The organism is Mumia flava (assembly GCF_002797495.1).
Lineage (GTDB): Bacteria > Actinomycetota > Actinomycetes > Propionibacteriales > Nocardioidaceae > Mumia > Mumia flava.
The window spans coordinates 320233-334922 of the sequence record NZ_PGEZ01000002.1 but is presented as its reverse complement, the minus strand read 5'-3'; the positions used below and the strand labels follow the sequence as shown (position 1 = coordinate 334922).

Sequence of the window (14690 nt, the reverse complement as noted above, 5' to 3'; positions counted from 1 at the left end):
CACTCTCCGACGCGACGGGCGGATAGCGTCCGTCGCGTGCTCGCTCCCGTGACGTCCAGCCCGCGTTCCAGCATCGGTCGCGTGGTGGAGGACCTCGGCACGACGCTGCTGCACCTCGCCTGCGGCGACGCCGACAGCACGGCGGAGATCAGCAGCGTCGTGTTCTACGACCCGCTCGACGACGCCGTGCCACCGAACCACGCGATCGTGCTGGCCGTCGGCGTGAGGGAGCCGCACGAGGTCGTCGCGCTGCTCGACCGGCTCGGCGCCCACCAGGCGGCAGGACTGGTCGTGCGGGGCCCGGTCGAGGTCGACGACACCTGCGCGGAGACCGTGGCGCGAGCCGGGGTGCCGCTGCTCGGTCTGACACCGGGAGCGTCGTGGGCCCAGCTCGCCGCGATGCTGCGCTCGCTGATCGCGGAGGGAGACGTCGGCGAGGCGGAGCCGGAGACGCTCGGCGGACTGCCGTCCGGCGACCTCTTCGCCCTCGCGAACGCGATCGGGACGCTGCTCGACGCGCCGGTCACGATCGAGGACCGCAGCTCGCGCGTGCTCGCGTTCTCGGGCCGGCAGGACGAGGCGGACCCGTCGCGCGTCGAGACCGTGCTGGGCCGCCAGGTCCCGCAGCGCTACACGCGGATCCTCGAGGAGCGCGGCGTGTTCCGCGAGCTCTACCGCAGCACCGCGCCCGTGCGGGTGCAGCCGCTCGCCTCCGACGGCGACTTCGCCATCCCGCGCGTCGCCCTGGCCGTCCGGGCGGGCGACGAGATCCTCGGCTCGATCTGGGCCGCCGTACGGTCGCCGCTGTCGACCGAGCGCAGCCAGGCGCTGCAGGACTCGGCGAAGCTCGTGGCGCTGCACCTGCTGCGGATGCGGGCGGGTGCCGACGTCGAGCGCCGGCTGCGGGCCGACCTCGTGGCGACCGCCCTGGAGGCCGGACCGGGCTCCTCGGAGGCGATCGCGCGACTCGGGCTGGCGGACCAAACCTGCCTCGTGCTCGCGATGGCGACCGGCGACGCACCCTCCGCCGCGGCGGGGGAGGGCCCTCGCCACGTGGCCGAGCGGCAGCGCCTGGCCGATGCGTTCGCCCTGCACCTCAGCGCCGTCTACCCGCGATCCGCGACCGCGCCGATCGGCGACGTGGTGTACGGAATCGTCGGGGTGCGCCGCGACTCCGACGACGTCGAGGAGCGCGCGGAGCGGATCGCGACGGAGTTCCTCGACTGGGTCGGTGCCGAGCATCCCCGGATCGGCATCGGGCCGGCGGCGCCGGAGCTCGCCGGGCTCGCACGCTCGCGCTCCGGTGCCGACCGGGCGTTGCGCGTGCTCGCCCAGGGCACCGCCGTACGGAGGGTCGCGCGGATCTCCGAGGTGCGGGTCGACGCTCTCGTGATCGAGCTCGCCGACCTCGCAGCCGCACGGGGCGACGGAGTCGCGGGACCGGTCGCACGGCTGGTCGCGTACGACGCCAAGCGCGGGGCCTCGCTGGTCGAGACGCTGCGCGCGTGGCTCGACGCCTTCGGGGACGTCGCGGCGGCCTCGGCAGCGGTCTACACGCACCCGAACACGTTCCGCTACCGGTTGCGCCGGCTGGCCGAGGTGGGTGGTCTGGACCTGGACGACCCGGACGCGCGGTTCGCCGCCATGCTCGAGCTGCGCCTGATGGGCTCCACCCCCGCTGGTTGAGCGGGTGAAGACCCTGGCCGGCCGGGCCTGTCGACGACCCTAGGAGGCCAGCGTGTAGTGGTCGCCGGGGGAGACGTCCCCGCCGAGGATCTTGACCGTGCCGCCGCCGGCGAGCGTGCGGGGGACCGCGAAGACGACCTGCGTCGCCGATGCTGCGCGTGGACCCACCGACGTGGCGGGAGGCACCACGCCCCGCGGCACGACCTGGTCGTACCGCGTGCCGTCGGCGGCTTCGAAGACCGCCGGCACCGCGCGGACGCGGATGCGCAGGTCGCTGTGGTTGACGATCAGGACGTCCGCGACGACGAACATCTGCTGGTGTCCCGGGCGCACGCCGTCGACGGAGCGCTGCACTTCCTTGCCGATGACGTCGTAGACGATCCTGGTCACCGTGGAGCCTCCTCGCTCGCTGGGTGCGGTGCCGGTGCGGCGGGACGATCCCCGTCGACCGCGGTCCGGCCTGTCGAGGTGGAGACGGACGGACCCGCCCGGCATGACGGCGGTTCCGCACGTGAGGTTGACCACATCGCCACCGCACCAAGAGAGTCACTGTGGTTTACACGGCGTGATCCATGCCACACCATGAGTCGCATGACGTACGAGACCGCTGCCTGGATCCTGCTGATGCTGGGTCTCGTCGTGGTGCTGCTCACGCGGCTGCGTCTGGGGCGCTCGGAGTCGGGAGCCCAGACGGTCGGCCCCGGCATCCTGAACCTGCACACCGTCAACGGCCTCGCCGCGTTCGCCGTCTCGCTCGTCTACCAGCTCGCGGGCCACGACCGTCCGGTCGGCGCGCTGGCGGTCGGGCTGTGGATCGTCGAGGCGGTCCTCGGTCTGATGATCCTGCTCCGCTGGCTCCCGGTTCACGGGCGGCATGCGACCCGCCTCGGTTCGGACGGCTGGACCGACGGTCCCTGGCTCTCGATCGTCGCCCACGTCGGCATGGCGATCGGGGTCGGCCTGCTCGCGTGGTGGTTCGTCGCGGGCCTCGTCTGAGGGCGTAGGCCCGACGTCGAAGACGCCGCCCACATGCCGAGGGGGGGTGTCATGTGGGCGGCGTCCAGGGCCGCGGGATCGGAACGGGGGGTCTTCCCGATCCCGCGACACAGATGAGACGGCGTCGTACGGCACTCATGACGGGCCCAGGTGCATGACGTGCATCACAAAAGGTTGAGATCGGCCATCCGTCTGAGAAATGATGCCGGTTTTCTCATCTGGCTCTCATGTTGAGGCCTGCGCGGTCCACATCCGGGCCGCCACGAGCTCCGGTACGAGCGTCTCGGAGAGCAGCGCCACGTCGTCGAGGTCGTCGCCCGTGTAGCGCACGGTCACGGCCGCGGTCTCGAGGTCCTCGCCGACCGAGACGATCGTGGTGCCGCGCGGGTCCGTCCACTCGCGCACGCCGTCGAGCCAGCGCGACCCGCCGAAGAGCAGCAGGCGGTAGTCGGTGTTCTTCGTGAGGTACACGTCGACGTGCGCCCAGTCGCCGGTCTCGCAGCCGACGGCCGCGACCCGCGGACCTTCGCGCAGCATGAGGGCGGACTGCTGCGCACTGCTCAACCGCCGCGCGGGCGCCGCGAGGTGCGACCCGTCCGGTCCGATCAGAGCCTCGGTCACCGCCGGCCGCCAGTCGTCCTCACGTGCGAGGAGATCCGCGGCGGCGTCCGCAGCCGCACGGACCCGCCCGCTGATCGGTGTGCCGCCGGCGGCCTCGCCGCCGCGGCGGTCCTCGAGGGCCAGCAGCAGGGCGAGGGTGTGCTGGAAGCTGCGGCACGCGACGCCGCCGGCCTCGACTCCCGCGAGCATCGGAACGACCAGGTCGGCTCGCTCGGTCAGCGCGGACCCCTCGACGTTGGTGAGAGCGACGACGTACGGTCGTGCACCGGCCTCGGCCGCGCGCGCGTGGATCCGGCCCAGCGCGTCGAGCGTCTCGCGGGAGCCGCCGGAGGCCGAGACCGCGACGACCGTGGTGTCGTCGTCGACCCGGGGGAGCAGGTCGCTGCTGGCGAGCTCGGCGACGGCCGGGACGCCGCGCGCGCGCATCCTCGCCGCTGCGACGCTCGCGGCGTAGTGGGACGACCCCATGCCGAGGAAGACCACCGGTCCGGATCGCGACCCGAGGGCGCCCCACGGGTCCTCGCGGTCCAGGTGGTCGGCGAGATCCCGCAAGGTCGCGGGCTTCTGCTCGAGGTCGCGGGCGAACGCGTCGGCCTTCATCGGGGCTCCTCGGGGTCGGGGTCGGGGTCTCGATCGCTCGCTCCGCTCGCGCCTCGACCAGCGGGTGGTGCGGTGCTGGCGCCGAGGCCGGCGGGTGGAGTGGTGCTGGCGCCGAGGCCGGCGGGTGGAGTGGTGCTGGCGCCTCGACCAGCGGGTGGAGTGGTGCTGGCGCCTCGACCAGCGGGTGGAGTGGTGCTGGCGCCTCGACCAGCGGGTGGAGTGGTGCTCGCGCCGAGGCCGGCGGGTGGGGGCGGCTCACCGAAGCGTGCGGCGACCGCGCGGTCCGGGACGTAGCGCCAGTGGGGGAGATGACGTCCGGCGTAGACGTACTCCCGGCAGACCTGGCGCAGCCTCAACGGCTCCAGGAGGCGCTCGTCGAGCAGGTCGGCGCGGCCGGCGTCGGCCAGGGCGGTGCGGTACGCAGCCAGGAAGTCCGCCTGCGCGCGCTCCTGCCAGGCGGTGACCGTCGCCTCGTCCACCCCCGTCGTGCGGTGCAGCACGACGTACGCCACGTGGTCCAGGCTCTGCAGCATGCTCGCGACGTCGACGGCGGCGGGCTGCGGTGCGACGCGCTCGGGGCCGGACGCCACCGGGTTGCCGTCGAAGTCGGTGATCTTCAGGGCGCCGTCCGCACCACGCAGGACCTGCCCGACGTGCAGGTCGCCGTGGATCGGGATCAGGGGGGTTCCGGCCGCGTCGCCGAGCGAGGCGAGCGCGTCGGCGACGGCATCGGCGTGCCGCTCCAGCCGCGCGCCCTCGGCCCCGTCGATCACCTGCCGCGCCTCGGCGAGCCCCGCGAGGGCGTCGTCACGCCAGCGCCGGGCCGTCGCGGTGTCGGCCCGGGTGGGCTCGGGGTCGGCGAGCGCCAGGTGCATCGCGGCCACGATCGCGCCGAGGCGCGCCGGGGCCGCCTCGGCTGCGCCGGGGTCGGCACCACGCGCGAGCGCGCGTACGTCCTCGACCGCCCAGTCCCAGCCGTCCCGGGCGCCGGGCACCAGCGTCGCGACGGTCGCGACCAGCTCGGGGGGTTCGCCGGGCGCCGGCGTCCACAGCACGAGGCCCCACGGGTGCGGCATCGCCTCGAACCCGGCGGCGACGAGACGCTCCAGCCGTGCGGGGGCCGGGTGCGGACCCGCCGTCGAACGGACGGTCCACTTGACGACCGCGGACTCCGATCCGTCCTCGGCTCCGTCGTCGGCGGCGACGATCACCGACTCGTTCGACTGGTCGACGTCGATCGCCTGCTCGTGGGCGACGGCGGCGGTCCGCCACGAGACGAACGTGCAGCCGGCCCCGCCGAGGTCGGCGGGCGACGCCCCCCGCTCGGCCAGCGCGGCGACCAGCGCGAGGCCCGCGCCGTCACCGGGCAGCGCACGCCGGAGGCGGTCCTCGTCGAGCACCGCCGGCACCGGGTAGCGGGTGCCACCGGCGTCCTCGGTGACGAGCAGGAGCACGTCGCCGCCGAGGTCGACGGAGTCGCGCAGGCGCAGGGGCGTCGTGATCCGCTCCGCCTCGGCGCGATGCCGCCCCGGCAGCAGCGCGGCCGGATCGGCAGCGGCCACCAGGGCGGCGAGGTCGACGGGTGCGCTCACGCGCCCGGGTGCTCCAGCCCGACCTTCTCGATGAGCTCCGCGCCGCGGTGCAGCCCGTCGCGCTCGCGGATGCGCGCTCCGATCGACGCCATCCGCTCGCGCAGGTCGGTGTCGGCGAGCAGCCGGTCGACGGCGCCGGTCAGCTCGTCGTCGGCGAAGCCGTAGGTCGACAGCCGCACACCGAAGCCGAGCTCGTCGACGCGCTGGGCGTTGTCGTACTGGTCCCAGAACAGCGGCAGCACGATCATCGGCTTGCCGAAGTGCAGCGCCTCGGTGGTCGTGTTGTTGCCGCCGTGGGTGATCACGAGATCGACCTGAGGGATGACCTTGGTCTGCGGCAGGGTCTGCTCCCCGACCATGTTGTCGGCCAGGGTGATCTTGTCGGCCTGCGGGCCCTTGCTCACGATGTAGCGGTGCGGCGTGGTCGCGAGCACGTCGACGAGCCGCTGCATGAGCTCCACGTCGGCGCCGCCGAGCGAGCCGAGCGACAGGTAGACGAGACCCGAGCCCTCGGGGCGGTCAGCCACCGCGTCCGGGAGCACGTAGTCCTCGTCGGTCTCGCGGACGCTGGAGTCGATCCGCTCCCAGGCCTCCCCGAGGGGACGGACGTCGACGTAGTCGGCCTCCTCGGGGAACACGTAGAGGTTGAGGGCGTCGGAGGTGTGGATGAACTCCAGAGGCTCCAGCGGGGGAGCGCCCTGCTCCTGGACCCACGCGTCGAACGACTCCCACAGCTCACGGTGGGTGCGCTCGAACTCGGCGGCGTAGGCCTCCCACCCGTCGCGGTCGGCGATGGGGTAGCCGGCGAAGAGCGGCGGCAGGCCGTCGCCGCGCACCTCCAGCGGGTTGCACGAGACGATCCGGACGTACGGCGCGTCGGAGGTCATCAGCGCCGGGAACGTCACGACGTTGTCCTCGACGATCACGTCGGGCCGGTGCTCGGCGATGATCGCGCGCAGCCGCGGCTCGCAGTACTTCGCGCCGTCGATCAGGGCGGAGTAGGTGGGCTGCACGAACGACTCGAGCTGCTCGATCGTCGGCTTGCGGAACTCCGGCGCCGTCTCCGCGATGAAGTCGGTCCAGAACTGGCCGGCGTCCTCGTCGCCCGCGTCCGGGTCGGGCTCGGCGAGGTCGACCAGCGCCTCGACGAAGCCCATCGGCTCGAGCTTGCCCTTCCACGACGACTCCGCCGCGAACACGACCGTGTGGCCGCGCTTGAGCAGGATGTCGCCGATGCCGATGCACTGGTTGGTGGGGCCGTACGCGGACTCCGGCATGAAGAGGACGGTCAGGGATCGATCAGGCATCGGTGGGTCCTTCCGGATCGGTGGGCGAGCTCGTCGGGTCGGTGGGCTTGGCGGAGAGCGGGTTGCCGGTGGCCAGGCGTGCGTAGTCCAGCAGCAGCTCGCAGGCGACCTCGTGGTCGATCGTGGGGTGTCCGGCCATCATCCGGTACCCGTACGCGTCCTCGAGGGCGACCAGGTTGCGTCCGATCGTCAGCGAGTCCTGCGCGAGCGCGAAGTCGCCGCGGGCGGCACCCGTCTCGAGGATCACCTGGTACATCGCGACCTGGCGGTCGTAGAGCGACGTGAGGAGCGAGCCGTACACAGGGTGGCGCCGGGCGGCGCCACCGAGCTCGCAGAACAACCGGACCGCGTCGTCGTCGGTGTCGCGCGGCAGGCCGGAGCGGATCGTCACGACCAGCTTCTCGACCGGGTCGTCGATCGCTGCGATCGTGCGCATCCGCTCGTCGTAGAACCGCTCGGTGCCCGCGCGGTTCGCCTCCAGGACCAGCGTCTGCACGTCGGGGTAGTGGTAGAGCACCGCACCCGACGTCAGTCCCGCCTTCTTGGCGATCTCGGTGAGCTTCACGTCCGCGCCGTGCTCGATCACGGCGGCGACCGTGGCGCGGATGAGGTTCGCGCGACGGTCCTTCTGGCCCTGGGTCTTCGCCATGTCCAGCAGCCTCCCAGTCACGTCGAGAATTTTGAACCCTTCTTCAGTCACGAAACGGTATCGGTGTGTTTCCAAGACATTTCAGGGGTTGTCAGATCCTCAATCGGGGTGCAAACGTGTCGTCCCAGCCCGTAGAAGCGCGGGTTGCGACACAACCTTGGGAGCCACCATGAAGACCCTCGCGCGCAGCGGCCGCCGGGCCCTCGCCGGCGCGGCGTCCGTCGTCCTCGCACTCTCCGTCGCCGCGTGCGGTGGCGGGTCGGACGACGAGACCAGCGCGGACGAGCTCGACGCGAACGCCGACCTGAGCCAGCAGTCGATCGTCGTGTCCAACTGGGCCGACTACATGCCGGCCGACATCGCCGACACCTTCACCGCCGAGACCGGCGCGGGGATGGAGGTGACCACGCACGCGACGAACGAGGAGATCATGGCCAAGCTGACGGCCGGTGCCGACTCGGGCATCGACGTCGCGTTCGTCTCCGGCCCGTTCGCGCAGGCGCTGGCCGAGCAGGGCCTGGTCGAGCCGATCCACGCCGACCTCGTCCCGAACCTCGAGAACCTCTACCCCGAGGCGCAGGAGCTGTCCTACGACGAGGGCAACGAGTACTCGGTGCCGTACGCCTGGGGCACCACCGGCATCTGCTACCGCGAGGACCTGGTCGACGCCGCGCCGACGAGCTGGAACGACCTCCTCGAGCCGGCCCCGCAGTACGAGGGCAAGGTCACCATGATGGCGACCGACCGCTGGCTCATGCTCCCGGCCCAGAAGGCGCTCGGCTTCTCCGCGAACACGACCGACGAGGCCGAGATGGAGCAGGTCAAGGACAAGCTGATCGCGGCCAAGAAGACCCTGCTCGCCTACGACGACACGACCTTCTACGAGCGGCTGATCTCCGGCGAGGCCGTCATGGTCGAGGCCTGGGACGGCTGGTGCAACTACGGCACCGCCGAGGACCCGAACATCAAGTTCACCGTGCCCGAGGAGGGCAGCGACCTGTGGGCGGACACGATGGTGATCCTCAAGTCCTCGGAGAACAAGGAGGCCGCGCACGCCTTCATCAACTACGTCCTCGAGCCCGAGACGCACGCCTGGGCCGCGGAGAACATCCTCTACAACGTCCCGAACGAGCCGGCCATGGAGCTCGTCCCGGGCGAGATGAAGGACCAGTACCCGCCGCTGAGCCTGACCCCGGCCGAGCTGCTCGAGGGGGAGCCGCTCGTCGACCTCGGTGAGGCGGCCACGACGTACACCCAGATGACGACCGAGATCACCTCGAGCAAGTGACCTCGTCGTCGATGCTGCGGTCCGGGCGGGGCGCCTCCGAGCGCTCCGCCCGGACCGAGCGTGCGAGCCTGCTGGGCCCGGGCCTGCTCTACGTCACCGCGTTCATGGCGGTGCCGGTGCTGCTCGTGCTCAGCTACGTCGTCTTCCAGCGCGGGCGGTTCGGCGGGATCGTCTACGAGTTCACCCTCGACAACTTCTCCCGCGCGCTCGCGGAGACCTACCGCGTGGTGCTGGTCGACTCGGTGATCATCGCGGGGGCGGCGACCCTGCTCGCGCTCGTGATCGGCTATCCGGTCGCGTACGCGATCGCGCAGCTGCCCGACCGGTGGCGCACGATCGCGCTCGTGCTGGTCGTGATCCCGTTCTGGACCAACTTCCTGGTCCGGACCTACGCCTGGATCGTCCTGCTCAGCTCCGAGGGCGTGGTCAACCGGTCGCTGATCAGCCTCGGCGTGATCGACGACCCGCTGACGATGCTCTACACCCGCGGCGCCGTCGTCGTCGGACTGCTCTACGCCTACCTGCCGCTGATGATCCTGCCGCTGTACGCGTCGATCACCCGGCTCGATCCCGAGCTTCGCGAGGCGGCCACCAACCTCGGCGCGAGCCGCCTGCGGACCTTCCGCGACATCACCTGGCCGCTGACGCTGCCGGGCGCGATCACCGGCTGCATCTTCGTGTTCGTCCCGAGCCTCGGCAACTTCGTCATTCCCGAGCTGCTCGGGGGCGGCAAGACGGTGATGATCGGCAACGTCGTGCGCGACCAGTTCCTCAAGGCCCGCGACTGGCCGTTCGGCGCGACTCTCGCGCTTTTCCTGATCGTCGTGCTGGTGCTGCTCTTCGCGCTCCAGTCGGTGCTCAGCCGCCGCTACTCGACGGGAGGACCCCGATGAAGGCCCTCGGCTGGCTGCGGCTGCCGCTCGCGCTGTGCTTCGCGTTCCTGTACCTGCCGATCGCCGTCCTGGTCGTGATGTCGTTCAACGGCGGACGGTCGGCCTTCAGCATGGGCGGCGTCAGCCTCCGCTGGTACGCCGAGCTCGCCGGCGACTCCGAGCTGCTCCGCTCGGTGGTCAACAGCCTCCTGGTCGCGACCGGAGCCACGGTGATCGCGGTCGTGCTCGGCACCACGCTGGCAGTCGGGCTCTCGCGCTACACCCGCTCCGCGGCGCTCGACGCGTACGCGATGGCGCCCGCGATCATGCCCGACCTGGTGCTCGCGATCGGGCTGCTGGCGTTCTACTCGCTGGTCGCGATGACGCTCGGCCTGATGTCGGTGATGCTCGCGCACGCGGTGTTCGGGATGGCGTTCGTCGTCGCGGTGGTGCGTGCGCGGATGGCCCAGGTCGACCCGTCGCTCGAGGAGGCCTCGCGCGACCTCGGTGCCGGGGCGTTGACCACCTTCGTCCGGATCACCCTGCCGAGCATCGCGCCCGCCGTGGTCGCGGGTGCGCTGCTCACCTTCACGCTCTCGCTCGACGAGTTCGTGATCGCCTTCTTCACCAACGGCCCGACCACGCCGACGCTGCCGATCTCGATCTACTCGATGGTCCGCTTCGGCGTCACCCCCGAGATCAACGCGCTCGCGACCGTGCTCCTGCTGATCAGCTTCACGGTCGTGATCGCCGCCGCTCGTACGACCCGTCCCACGGAGGTCCTCGATGACTGAGCCCACGCAGCCCACCGAGGCGGGTGCGCCGCTGGTCGAGATCAGCGGCCTGACGCGCCGCTTCGGCGATGTCACCGCGCTCGACTCGGTCGACCTGACGATCAACGAGAACGAGTTCTTCGCGCTCCTCGGTCCGTCGGGCTGCGGCAAGTCGACGCTGCTGCGCTCGATCGCCGGCTTCGAGACCCCGGACAGCGGGACGATCGTGCTCGGCGGGACCGACCTGCTGGCCCTTCCGCCGCACCGCCGGCCGCTGAACCTGATGTTCCAGTCGTACGCGCTGTTCCCGCACATGAGCGTCGAGCGCAACGTCGCGTACGGCCTGGAGCGCGAGAAGCTGCCGAAGGCCGAGATCAGGACCCGCGTCAACGAGGTGCTCGAGACCGTGGGGCTCACCGACAAGGCGCGGCGCAAGCCGCACGAGCTGTCCGGGGGGCAGCGGCAGCGGGTCGCGCTCGCGCGCGCCGTGGTCAAGCGGCCCCGCCTGCTGCTGCTCGACGAGCCGCTGTCGGCCCTGGACCGCAAGGTCCGCTCGCAGATGCAGATCGAGCTGAAGCGGCTCCAGCAGGAGGTCGGCATCACCTTCGTGGTCGTCACCCACGACCAGGAGGAGGCGATGTCGATGTCGGACCGCCTCGCGGTGCTCTCGCACGGGCAGGTCCAGCAGGTCGCGACGCCGGTCGCGATGTACAAGCGGCCGGCGAACCTGTTCGTCGCCGACTTCATCGGCGAGTCCAACGCCTTCGCGGGCAAGGTCGTGGACGGCGGGCTGGCCGTCGCGGGCCTGGGCGTCCTCCCGGGTCACCGGGTCGGCGACGAGATCGGCGGCGACGGCGCGAGCGCCCACGTCGTGGTCCGTCCCGAGGACACCCGGCTCGGCCGTCCCGGCGAGGGACGTGTCGACGGGACGGTGCTGGAGACCCAGTTCTACGGCGGCGTCTCGACCGTGGCGGTCACCGTGCCCGGTCACGCCGACCCCGTGCTGAGCACGGTCGCCGGGACGACCGACGTCGAGCGGGGTGCGGCCGTGTCGGTCGCCTGGACCGCGCAGGACGCCGTGATCGTCGGCGGCACGCGGTGAGCGACCTCGACGCCCTCGTGGGCCGCGCGCTGGCCGACGCGGCCCCGGCGCCGTACTGGACCGATCGCCCGGGTGCCCCGGAGCCGACCGAGCCGGTGCGCGGCACCCTGCGCGCCGACCTCGCGGTCGTCGGCGGCGGGCTGACCGGGATCTGGTCGGCGATCCTCGCGAAGGAGGCCGACCCGTCCTGCGACGTCGTGCTGCTCGAGGCGGGCACGATCGCGCACGGCGCCAGCGGCCGCAACGGCGGCTTCGTCTCCGACTCGCTCACCCACGGCCTGGCGCACGGCCGGCAGATGTGGCCCGACGAGCTCGACGAGCTGGTGCGCCTGGGCCGCGCGAACGTCGCGGCGATCGCGGACACGCTGGAGCGCGAGCAGATCGACGCCGACCTGCGGATGTGTGGCAAGACCATGGTCGCGACCCGCCCGCACGAGGTCGACGCGCTGGCCGGTGCGCACGCGCTCGCGCGCGAGCACGGCGAGGACGCCGAGCTGCTGGACGCCGACGCCGTCCGCAAGGACGTGGACTCGCCGACCTACCTCGCGGGCTTGCGGATGCGCTCCGGCGGTGGGCTGGTCGACCCGGCCCGCCTCGTCTGGGGCCTGACCGCGTACGCCCGCAGGCTCGGCGTCCGCATCCACGAGCACAGCGCCGTGCGCTCGCTCGAGCGCAACGGCGCGGGCGTCGCGCTGCGCACCACCGGCGGGCGCGTCGTCGCCCGGTCAGCCGTCCTCGGGACCAACGCGTTCCCTCCGCTGCTGAGGCGCATCCGCAGCTTCGTGATCCCGGTCTACGACCACGTGCTCGTCACCGAGCCGCTGAGCGCCGAGCAGCTCGGCGCGATCGGATGGACCGAGAACCAGGGACTCACCGACGCCGGCAACCAGTTCCACTACTACCGGCGCACCCCGGACGACCGGATCCTGTTCGGTGGGTACGACGCGATCTACTACTACGGCGGACGGGTCGACGCGGCGCTGGAGCAGCGTGAGGCGTCCCACCGGCTGCTGGCACGGCACCTGTACGCGACCTTCCCGGTGCTGCGCGGGATCGGCTTCACCCACCGGTGGGCCGGCGTGATCGACACGACCAGCCGTTTCACCCCGATGTTCGGGACCGCGCTGGGCGGCAGGGTCGCGTACGCCGTCGGCTACACGGGACTCGGGGTGGCCTCGACGCGCTTCGGGGCTCAGGTCGCCCTGGACCTGCTCGACGGGCGGCCGACCGAGCGGACCCGGTTGGACGCGATCACGTCACGGCCGTTCCCGTTCCCGCCCGAGCCGCTGCGCTACGGCGCGGTGCAGGTGATGCGCGGACGACTGGCAGCCGAGGACGAGACGGGCCGACGCGGCGCCACGCTGCGGCTGCTCGACCGGTTCGGCGTCGGTTTCAACAGCTGAGAGAGGACGAGATGGACACGATCGACGGACTGTTCGTCGCGGGGGAGCGCCGCGTCGGGACCGGACGCGAGGCCACGCTGACCGACCCGGCCGACGGCACCGCGTCCGCGGTCGTCACCCAGGCCGCCGCGGACCAGGTCGACGCAGCGGTGGCCGCGGCCCGTGGGGCGTTCGCCGGGTGGGCCGGTGCGACGGCCGGGGAGCGTGCGCGTGTGCTCCTGCGGCTGGCCGACCTGATGGAGGCTCACGCCGAGGAGCTGACCGCGCTGGAGGTCGGCGACTCGGGCAAGCCGGTGGCGGTGTTCGCCGACGGTGAGCTCCCGTTCGCGGCCGACAACCTGCGGTTCTTCGCCGGTGCGGCACGCTCGCTCGAGGGCACCGGCGCCGGTGTGCTGAGCAGCGGCTACACCTCGATGCTGGTGCGGCGCCCGGTCGGGGTGGTCGGCGCCGTCGCGCCGTGGAACTTCCCGCTGGTGATGGCGGTCTGGAAGCTCGGACCCGCGCTGGCCGCCGGCAACACGATGGTGCTGAAGCCGGCACCGAGCACGCCGCGCAGCACCCTGCGGCTGGCCGAGCTGGCGATCGAGGCGGGCTTGCCCGCCGGGGTGCTCAACGTGGTGACCGGCGACGCCGAGATCGGTGAGGCCCTGGTCGAGCACGACGACGTCGCGATGGTCTCGATCACCGGATCCAGCCGCGCCGGCCGGGCCGTGATGACGGCCGCGGCCGCCACGACCAAGCGGGTCCACCTCGAGCTCGGCGGCAAGGCGCCGGCGCTGGTCTTCGCCGACGCCGACGTGGCCGCGGTGGCGCAGGGCCTGGCGATGGCGGCGACGTACAACTCGGGGCAGGACTGCACCGCGGCGACCCGGCTGTACGTCGAGCGCTCGGTCTACGACGCCGTGACCGCCGCCGTCGCGGACCGGATGGGCGCGATCACCGTCGGCGACCCGCGCGACCCCGCGAGCGACATCGGTCCCCTCGTGTCGCCGGAGCACCGCGACCGCGTCCACGGCTTCGTCGAGCGTGCCCTGGGCTCCGGCGCGAGGGCGCTGTGCGGGGGGACGCGCCCCGACGGCCCCGGCGCGTACTACCCGCCGACCCTGCTCGTCGGAGCCGCGCAGGACTCCGAGATCGTCCAGCAGGAGGTCTTCGGGCCGGTCCTGGTGGCGCTGCCCTTCGACGGCGAGGACGAGGCCGTCGCGCTCGCGAACGACTCGGCGTACGGCCTGGCGTCGTCGGTGTGGACGGGGGACGTGGCGCGGGCGCTGCGGCTGTCGCACCGGATCGAGGCCGGGGTCACCTGGGTGAACGACCATCTGCCGATCGCATCGGAGGCGCCGCACGGTGGCGTCAAGGGAAGCGGTTTCGGCAAGGACATGAGCCACGAGGCCGTGCTCGAGTACACGGTCACCCAGCACGTCATGGTCAAGCACGCGCCGTCGGTCGCGCACGACTCCTTCCGACCCGCCTGACCTGCCGACACGGACGCCGTTCGCGCAGTAGGCTCATCGGTCATGCGGGCAGATGCGGTCGTCCTCGTGATCCTGGTCGTCGGCGTGCTCGCGTTCTTCGCCGTCGCGGTGCCGTGGCTGTCCGCGCGGATGGAGCGGCGTGGGCACCGCGCGGCGGCGACCAACCCGTTCGCGGTGGTCGACCGGATCACCAACCCGGGTGCGATGGGAACGCGCGAGGTCGTCGACCTGATCGAGCGCCAGGCCGCCGCGCCCGCGGACTCCGACGACCCCGACGACCCGCGCGGCCCGGTCGCCTGACCGACCGCCCTCGAGCAGGAACGTGT

14 protein-coding genes are annotated in these 14690 nt (G+C 72.3%); 9 read left to right on the top strand and 5 right to left on the bottom strand.

Features of this window, described 5'->3' with window-relative positions; genetic code table 11:
- Positions 1-36: 36 nt before the first annotated feature.
- The gene (locus tag CLV56_RS15755; protein ID WP_039345040.1) at positions 37-1686 is read left to right on the top strand and encodes a PucR family transcriptional regulator; all 1650 of its coding nucleotides are present in this window, start codon (positions 37-39) and stop codon (positions 1684-1686) included.
- Between the two features lie 39 nt (positions 1687-1725).
- On the opposite strand, the gene CLV56_RS15750 is transcribed toward CLV56_RS15755, so the two are convergent.
- Positions 1726-2076, bottom strand: a complete 351-nt coding sequence (locus CLV56_RS15750) for a hypothetical protein (protein ID WP_039345043.1) — start codon at positions 2074-2076, stop codon at positions 1726-1728.
- A 201-nt stretch (positions 2077-2277) separates the two neighbouring features.
- Between CLV56_RS15750 and CLV56_RS15745 the strand changes: the two genes are divergently transcribed.
- Positions 2278-2682, top strand: a complete 405-nt coding sequence (locus CLV56_RS15745) for a hypothetical protein (RefSeq protein WP_039345045.1) — start codon at positions 2278-2280, stop codon at positions 2680-2682.
- Between the two features lie 225 nt (positions 2683-2907).
- On the opposite strand, the gene CLV56_RS15740 is transcribed toward CLV56_RS15745, so the two are convergent.
- The 4 genes from CLV56_RS15740 to CLV56_RS15725 are packed head-to-tail and all read right to left on the bottom strand — an operon-like array spanning position 2908 to position 7451.
- Positions 2908-3903 (bottom strand): SIS domain-containing protein, encoded by a 996-nt coding sequence (locus CLV56_RS15740; RefSeq protein WP_039345048.1) that lies wholly within the window; start codon positions 3901-3903, stop codon positions 2908-2910.
- Positions 3900-5495, bottom strand: coding sequence for a hypothetical protein (locus tag CLV56_RS15735; RefSeq protein ID WP_211288166.1), 1596 nt, complete (start codon positions 5493-5495; stop codon positions 3900-3902). The genes CLV56_RS15740 and CLV56_RS15735 overlap by 4 nt, the downstream gene beginning before the upstream one ends.
- On the bottom strand, positions 5492-6802 hold the full coding sequence (locus CLV56_RS15730) for a glycosyltransferase (protein ID WP_039345051.1): 1311 nt from the start codon (positions 6800-6802) through the stop codon (positions 5492-5494). Before CLV56_RS15730 ends, CLV56_RS15735 begins: the two co-directional genes overlap by 4 nt.
- Positions 6795-7451 (bottom strand): TetR/AcrR family transcriptional regulator, encoded by a 657-nt coding sequence (locus CLV56_RS15725; protein ID WP_100415253.1) that lies wholly within the window; start codon positions 7449-7451, stop codon positions 6795-6797. The genes CLV56_RS15730 and CLV56_RS15725 overlap by 8 nt, the downstream gene beginning before the upstream one ends.
- Positions 7452-7620: 169 nt before the next feature.
- Here CLV56_RS15725 and CLV56_RS15720 point away from each other — a divergent pair, with 169 nt between their 5' ends.
- From CLV56_RS15720 to CLV56_RS15690, 7 genes are read left to right on the top strand one after another with little or no spacing between them, the layout of a single operon-like run.
- Positions 7621-8739, top strand: a complete 1119-nt coding sequence (locus CLV56_RS15720) for a polyamine ABC transporter substrate-binding protein (protein ID WP_039345054.1) — start codon at positions 7621-7623, stop codon at positions 8737-8739.
- Positions 8736-9632 carry an ABC transporter permease gene (locus tag CLV56_RS15715; RefSeq protein ID WP_211288165.1) on the top strand — a complete coding sequence of 299 codons (897 nt, stop codon included), beginning with the start codon at positions 8736-8738 and terminating at the stop codon, positions 9630-9632. Before CLV56_RS15720 ends, CLV56_RS15715 begins: the two co-directional genes overlap by 4 nt.
- A complete protein-coding gene (locus CLV56_RS15710; protein WP_039345056.1) occupies positions 9629-10405 on the top strand; it encodes an ABC transporter permease in 777 nt (258 codons plus the stop codon). The genes CLV56_RS15715 and CLV56_RS15710 overlap by 4 nt, the downstream gene beginning before the upstream one ends.
- Positions 10398-11486 carry an ABC transporter ATP-binding protein gene (locus CLV56_RS15705; protein ID WP_100415252.1) on the top strand — a complete coding sequence of 363 codons (1089 nt, stop codon included), beginning with the start codon at positions 10398-10400 and terminating at the stop codon, positions 11484-11486. Before CLV56_RS15710 ends, CLV56_RS15705 begins: the two co-directional genes overlap by 8 nt.
- The gene (locus CLV56_RS15700) at positions 11483-12889 is read left to right on the top strand and encodes an NAD(P)/FAD-dependent oxidoreductase (RefSeq protein ID WP_211288164.1); all 1407 of its coding nucleotides are present in this window, start codon (positions 11483-11485) and stop codon (positions 12887-12889) included. Before CLV56_RS15705 ends, CLV56_RS15700 begins: the two co-directional genes overlap by 4 nt.
- 11 nt (positions 12890-12900) lie before the next feature.
- Positions 12901-14364, top strand: a complete 1464-nt coding sequence (locus CLV56_RS15695) for an aminobutyraldehyde dehydrogenase (protein WP_039345060.1) — start codon at positions 12901-12903, stop codon at positions 14362-14364.
- 42 nt (positions 14365-14406) lie between these two features.
- The gene (locus tag CLV56_RS15690; RefSeq protein WP_039345062.1) at positions 14407-14664 is read left to right on the top strand and encodes a hypothetical protein; all 258 of its coding nucleotides are present in this window, start codon (positions 14407-14409) and stop codon (positions 14662-14664) included.
- The last annotated feature ends 26 nt before the right edge of the window (positions 14665-14690 follow it).

What these genes read in the sequence shown, in the direction of transcription:
- CLV56_RS15745 (WP_039345045.1), top strand. Translation starts at nt 2,278, where the DNA reads ATGACGTACGAGACCGCTGCCTGGATCCTGCTGATGCTGGGTCTCGTC.
- CLV56_RS15740 (WP_039345048.1), bottom strand. Translation starts at nt 3,903, where the DNA reads ATGAAGGCCGACGCGTTCGCCCGCGACCTCGAGCAGAAGCCCGCGACC.
- CLV56_RS15730 (WP_039345051.1), bottom strand. Translation starts at nt 6,802, where the DNA reads ATGCCTGATCGATCCCTGACCGTCCTCTTCATGCCGGAGTCCGCGTAC.
- CLV56_RS15725 (WP_100415253.1), bottom strand. Translation starts at nt 7,451, where the DNA reads ATGGCGAAGACCCAGGGCCAGAAGGACCGTCGCGCGAACCTCATCCGC.
- CLV56_RS15720 (WP_039345054.1), top strand. Translation starts at nt 7,621, where the DNA reads ATGAAGACCCTCGCGCGCAGCGGCCGCCGGGCCCTCGCCGGCGCGGCG.
- CLV56_RS15710 (WP_039345056.1), top strand. Translation starts at nt 9,629, where the DNA reads ATGAAGGCCCTCGGCTGGCTGCGGCTGCCGCTCGCGCTGTGCTTCGCG.
- CLV56_RS15705 (WP_100415252.1), top strand. Translation starts at nt 10,398, where the DNA reads ATGACTGAGCCCACGCAGCCCACCGAGGCGGGTGCGCCGCTGGTCGAG.
- CLV56_RS15695 (WP_039345060.1), top strand. Translation starts at nt 12,901, where the DNA reads ATGGACACGATCGACGGACTGTTCGTCGCGGGGGAGCGCCGCGTCGGG.
- CLV56_RS15690 (WP_039345062.1), top strand. Translation starts at nt 14,407, where the DNA reads ATGCGGGCAGATGCGGTCGTCCTCGTGATCCTGGTCGTCGGCGTGCTC.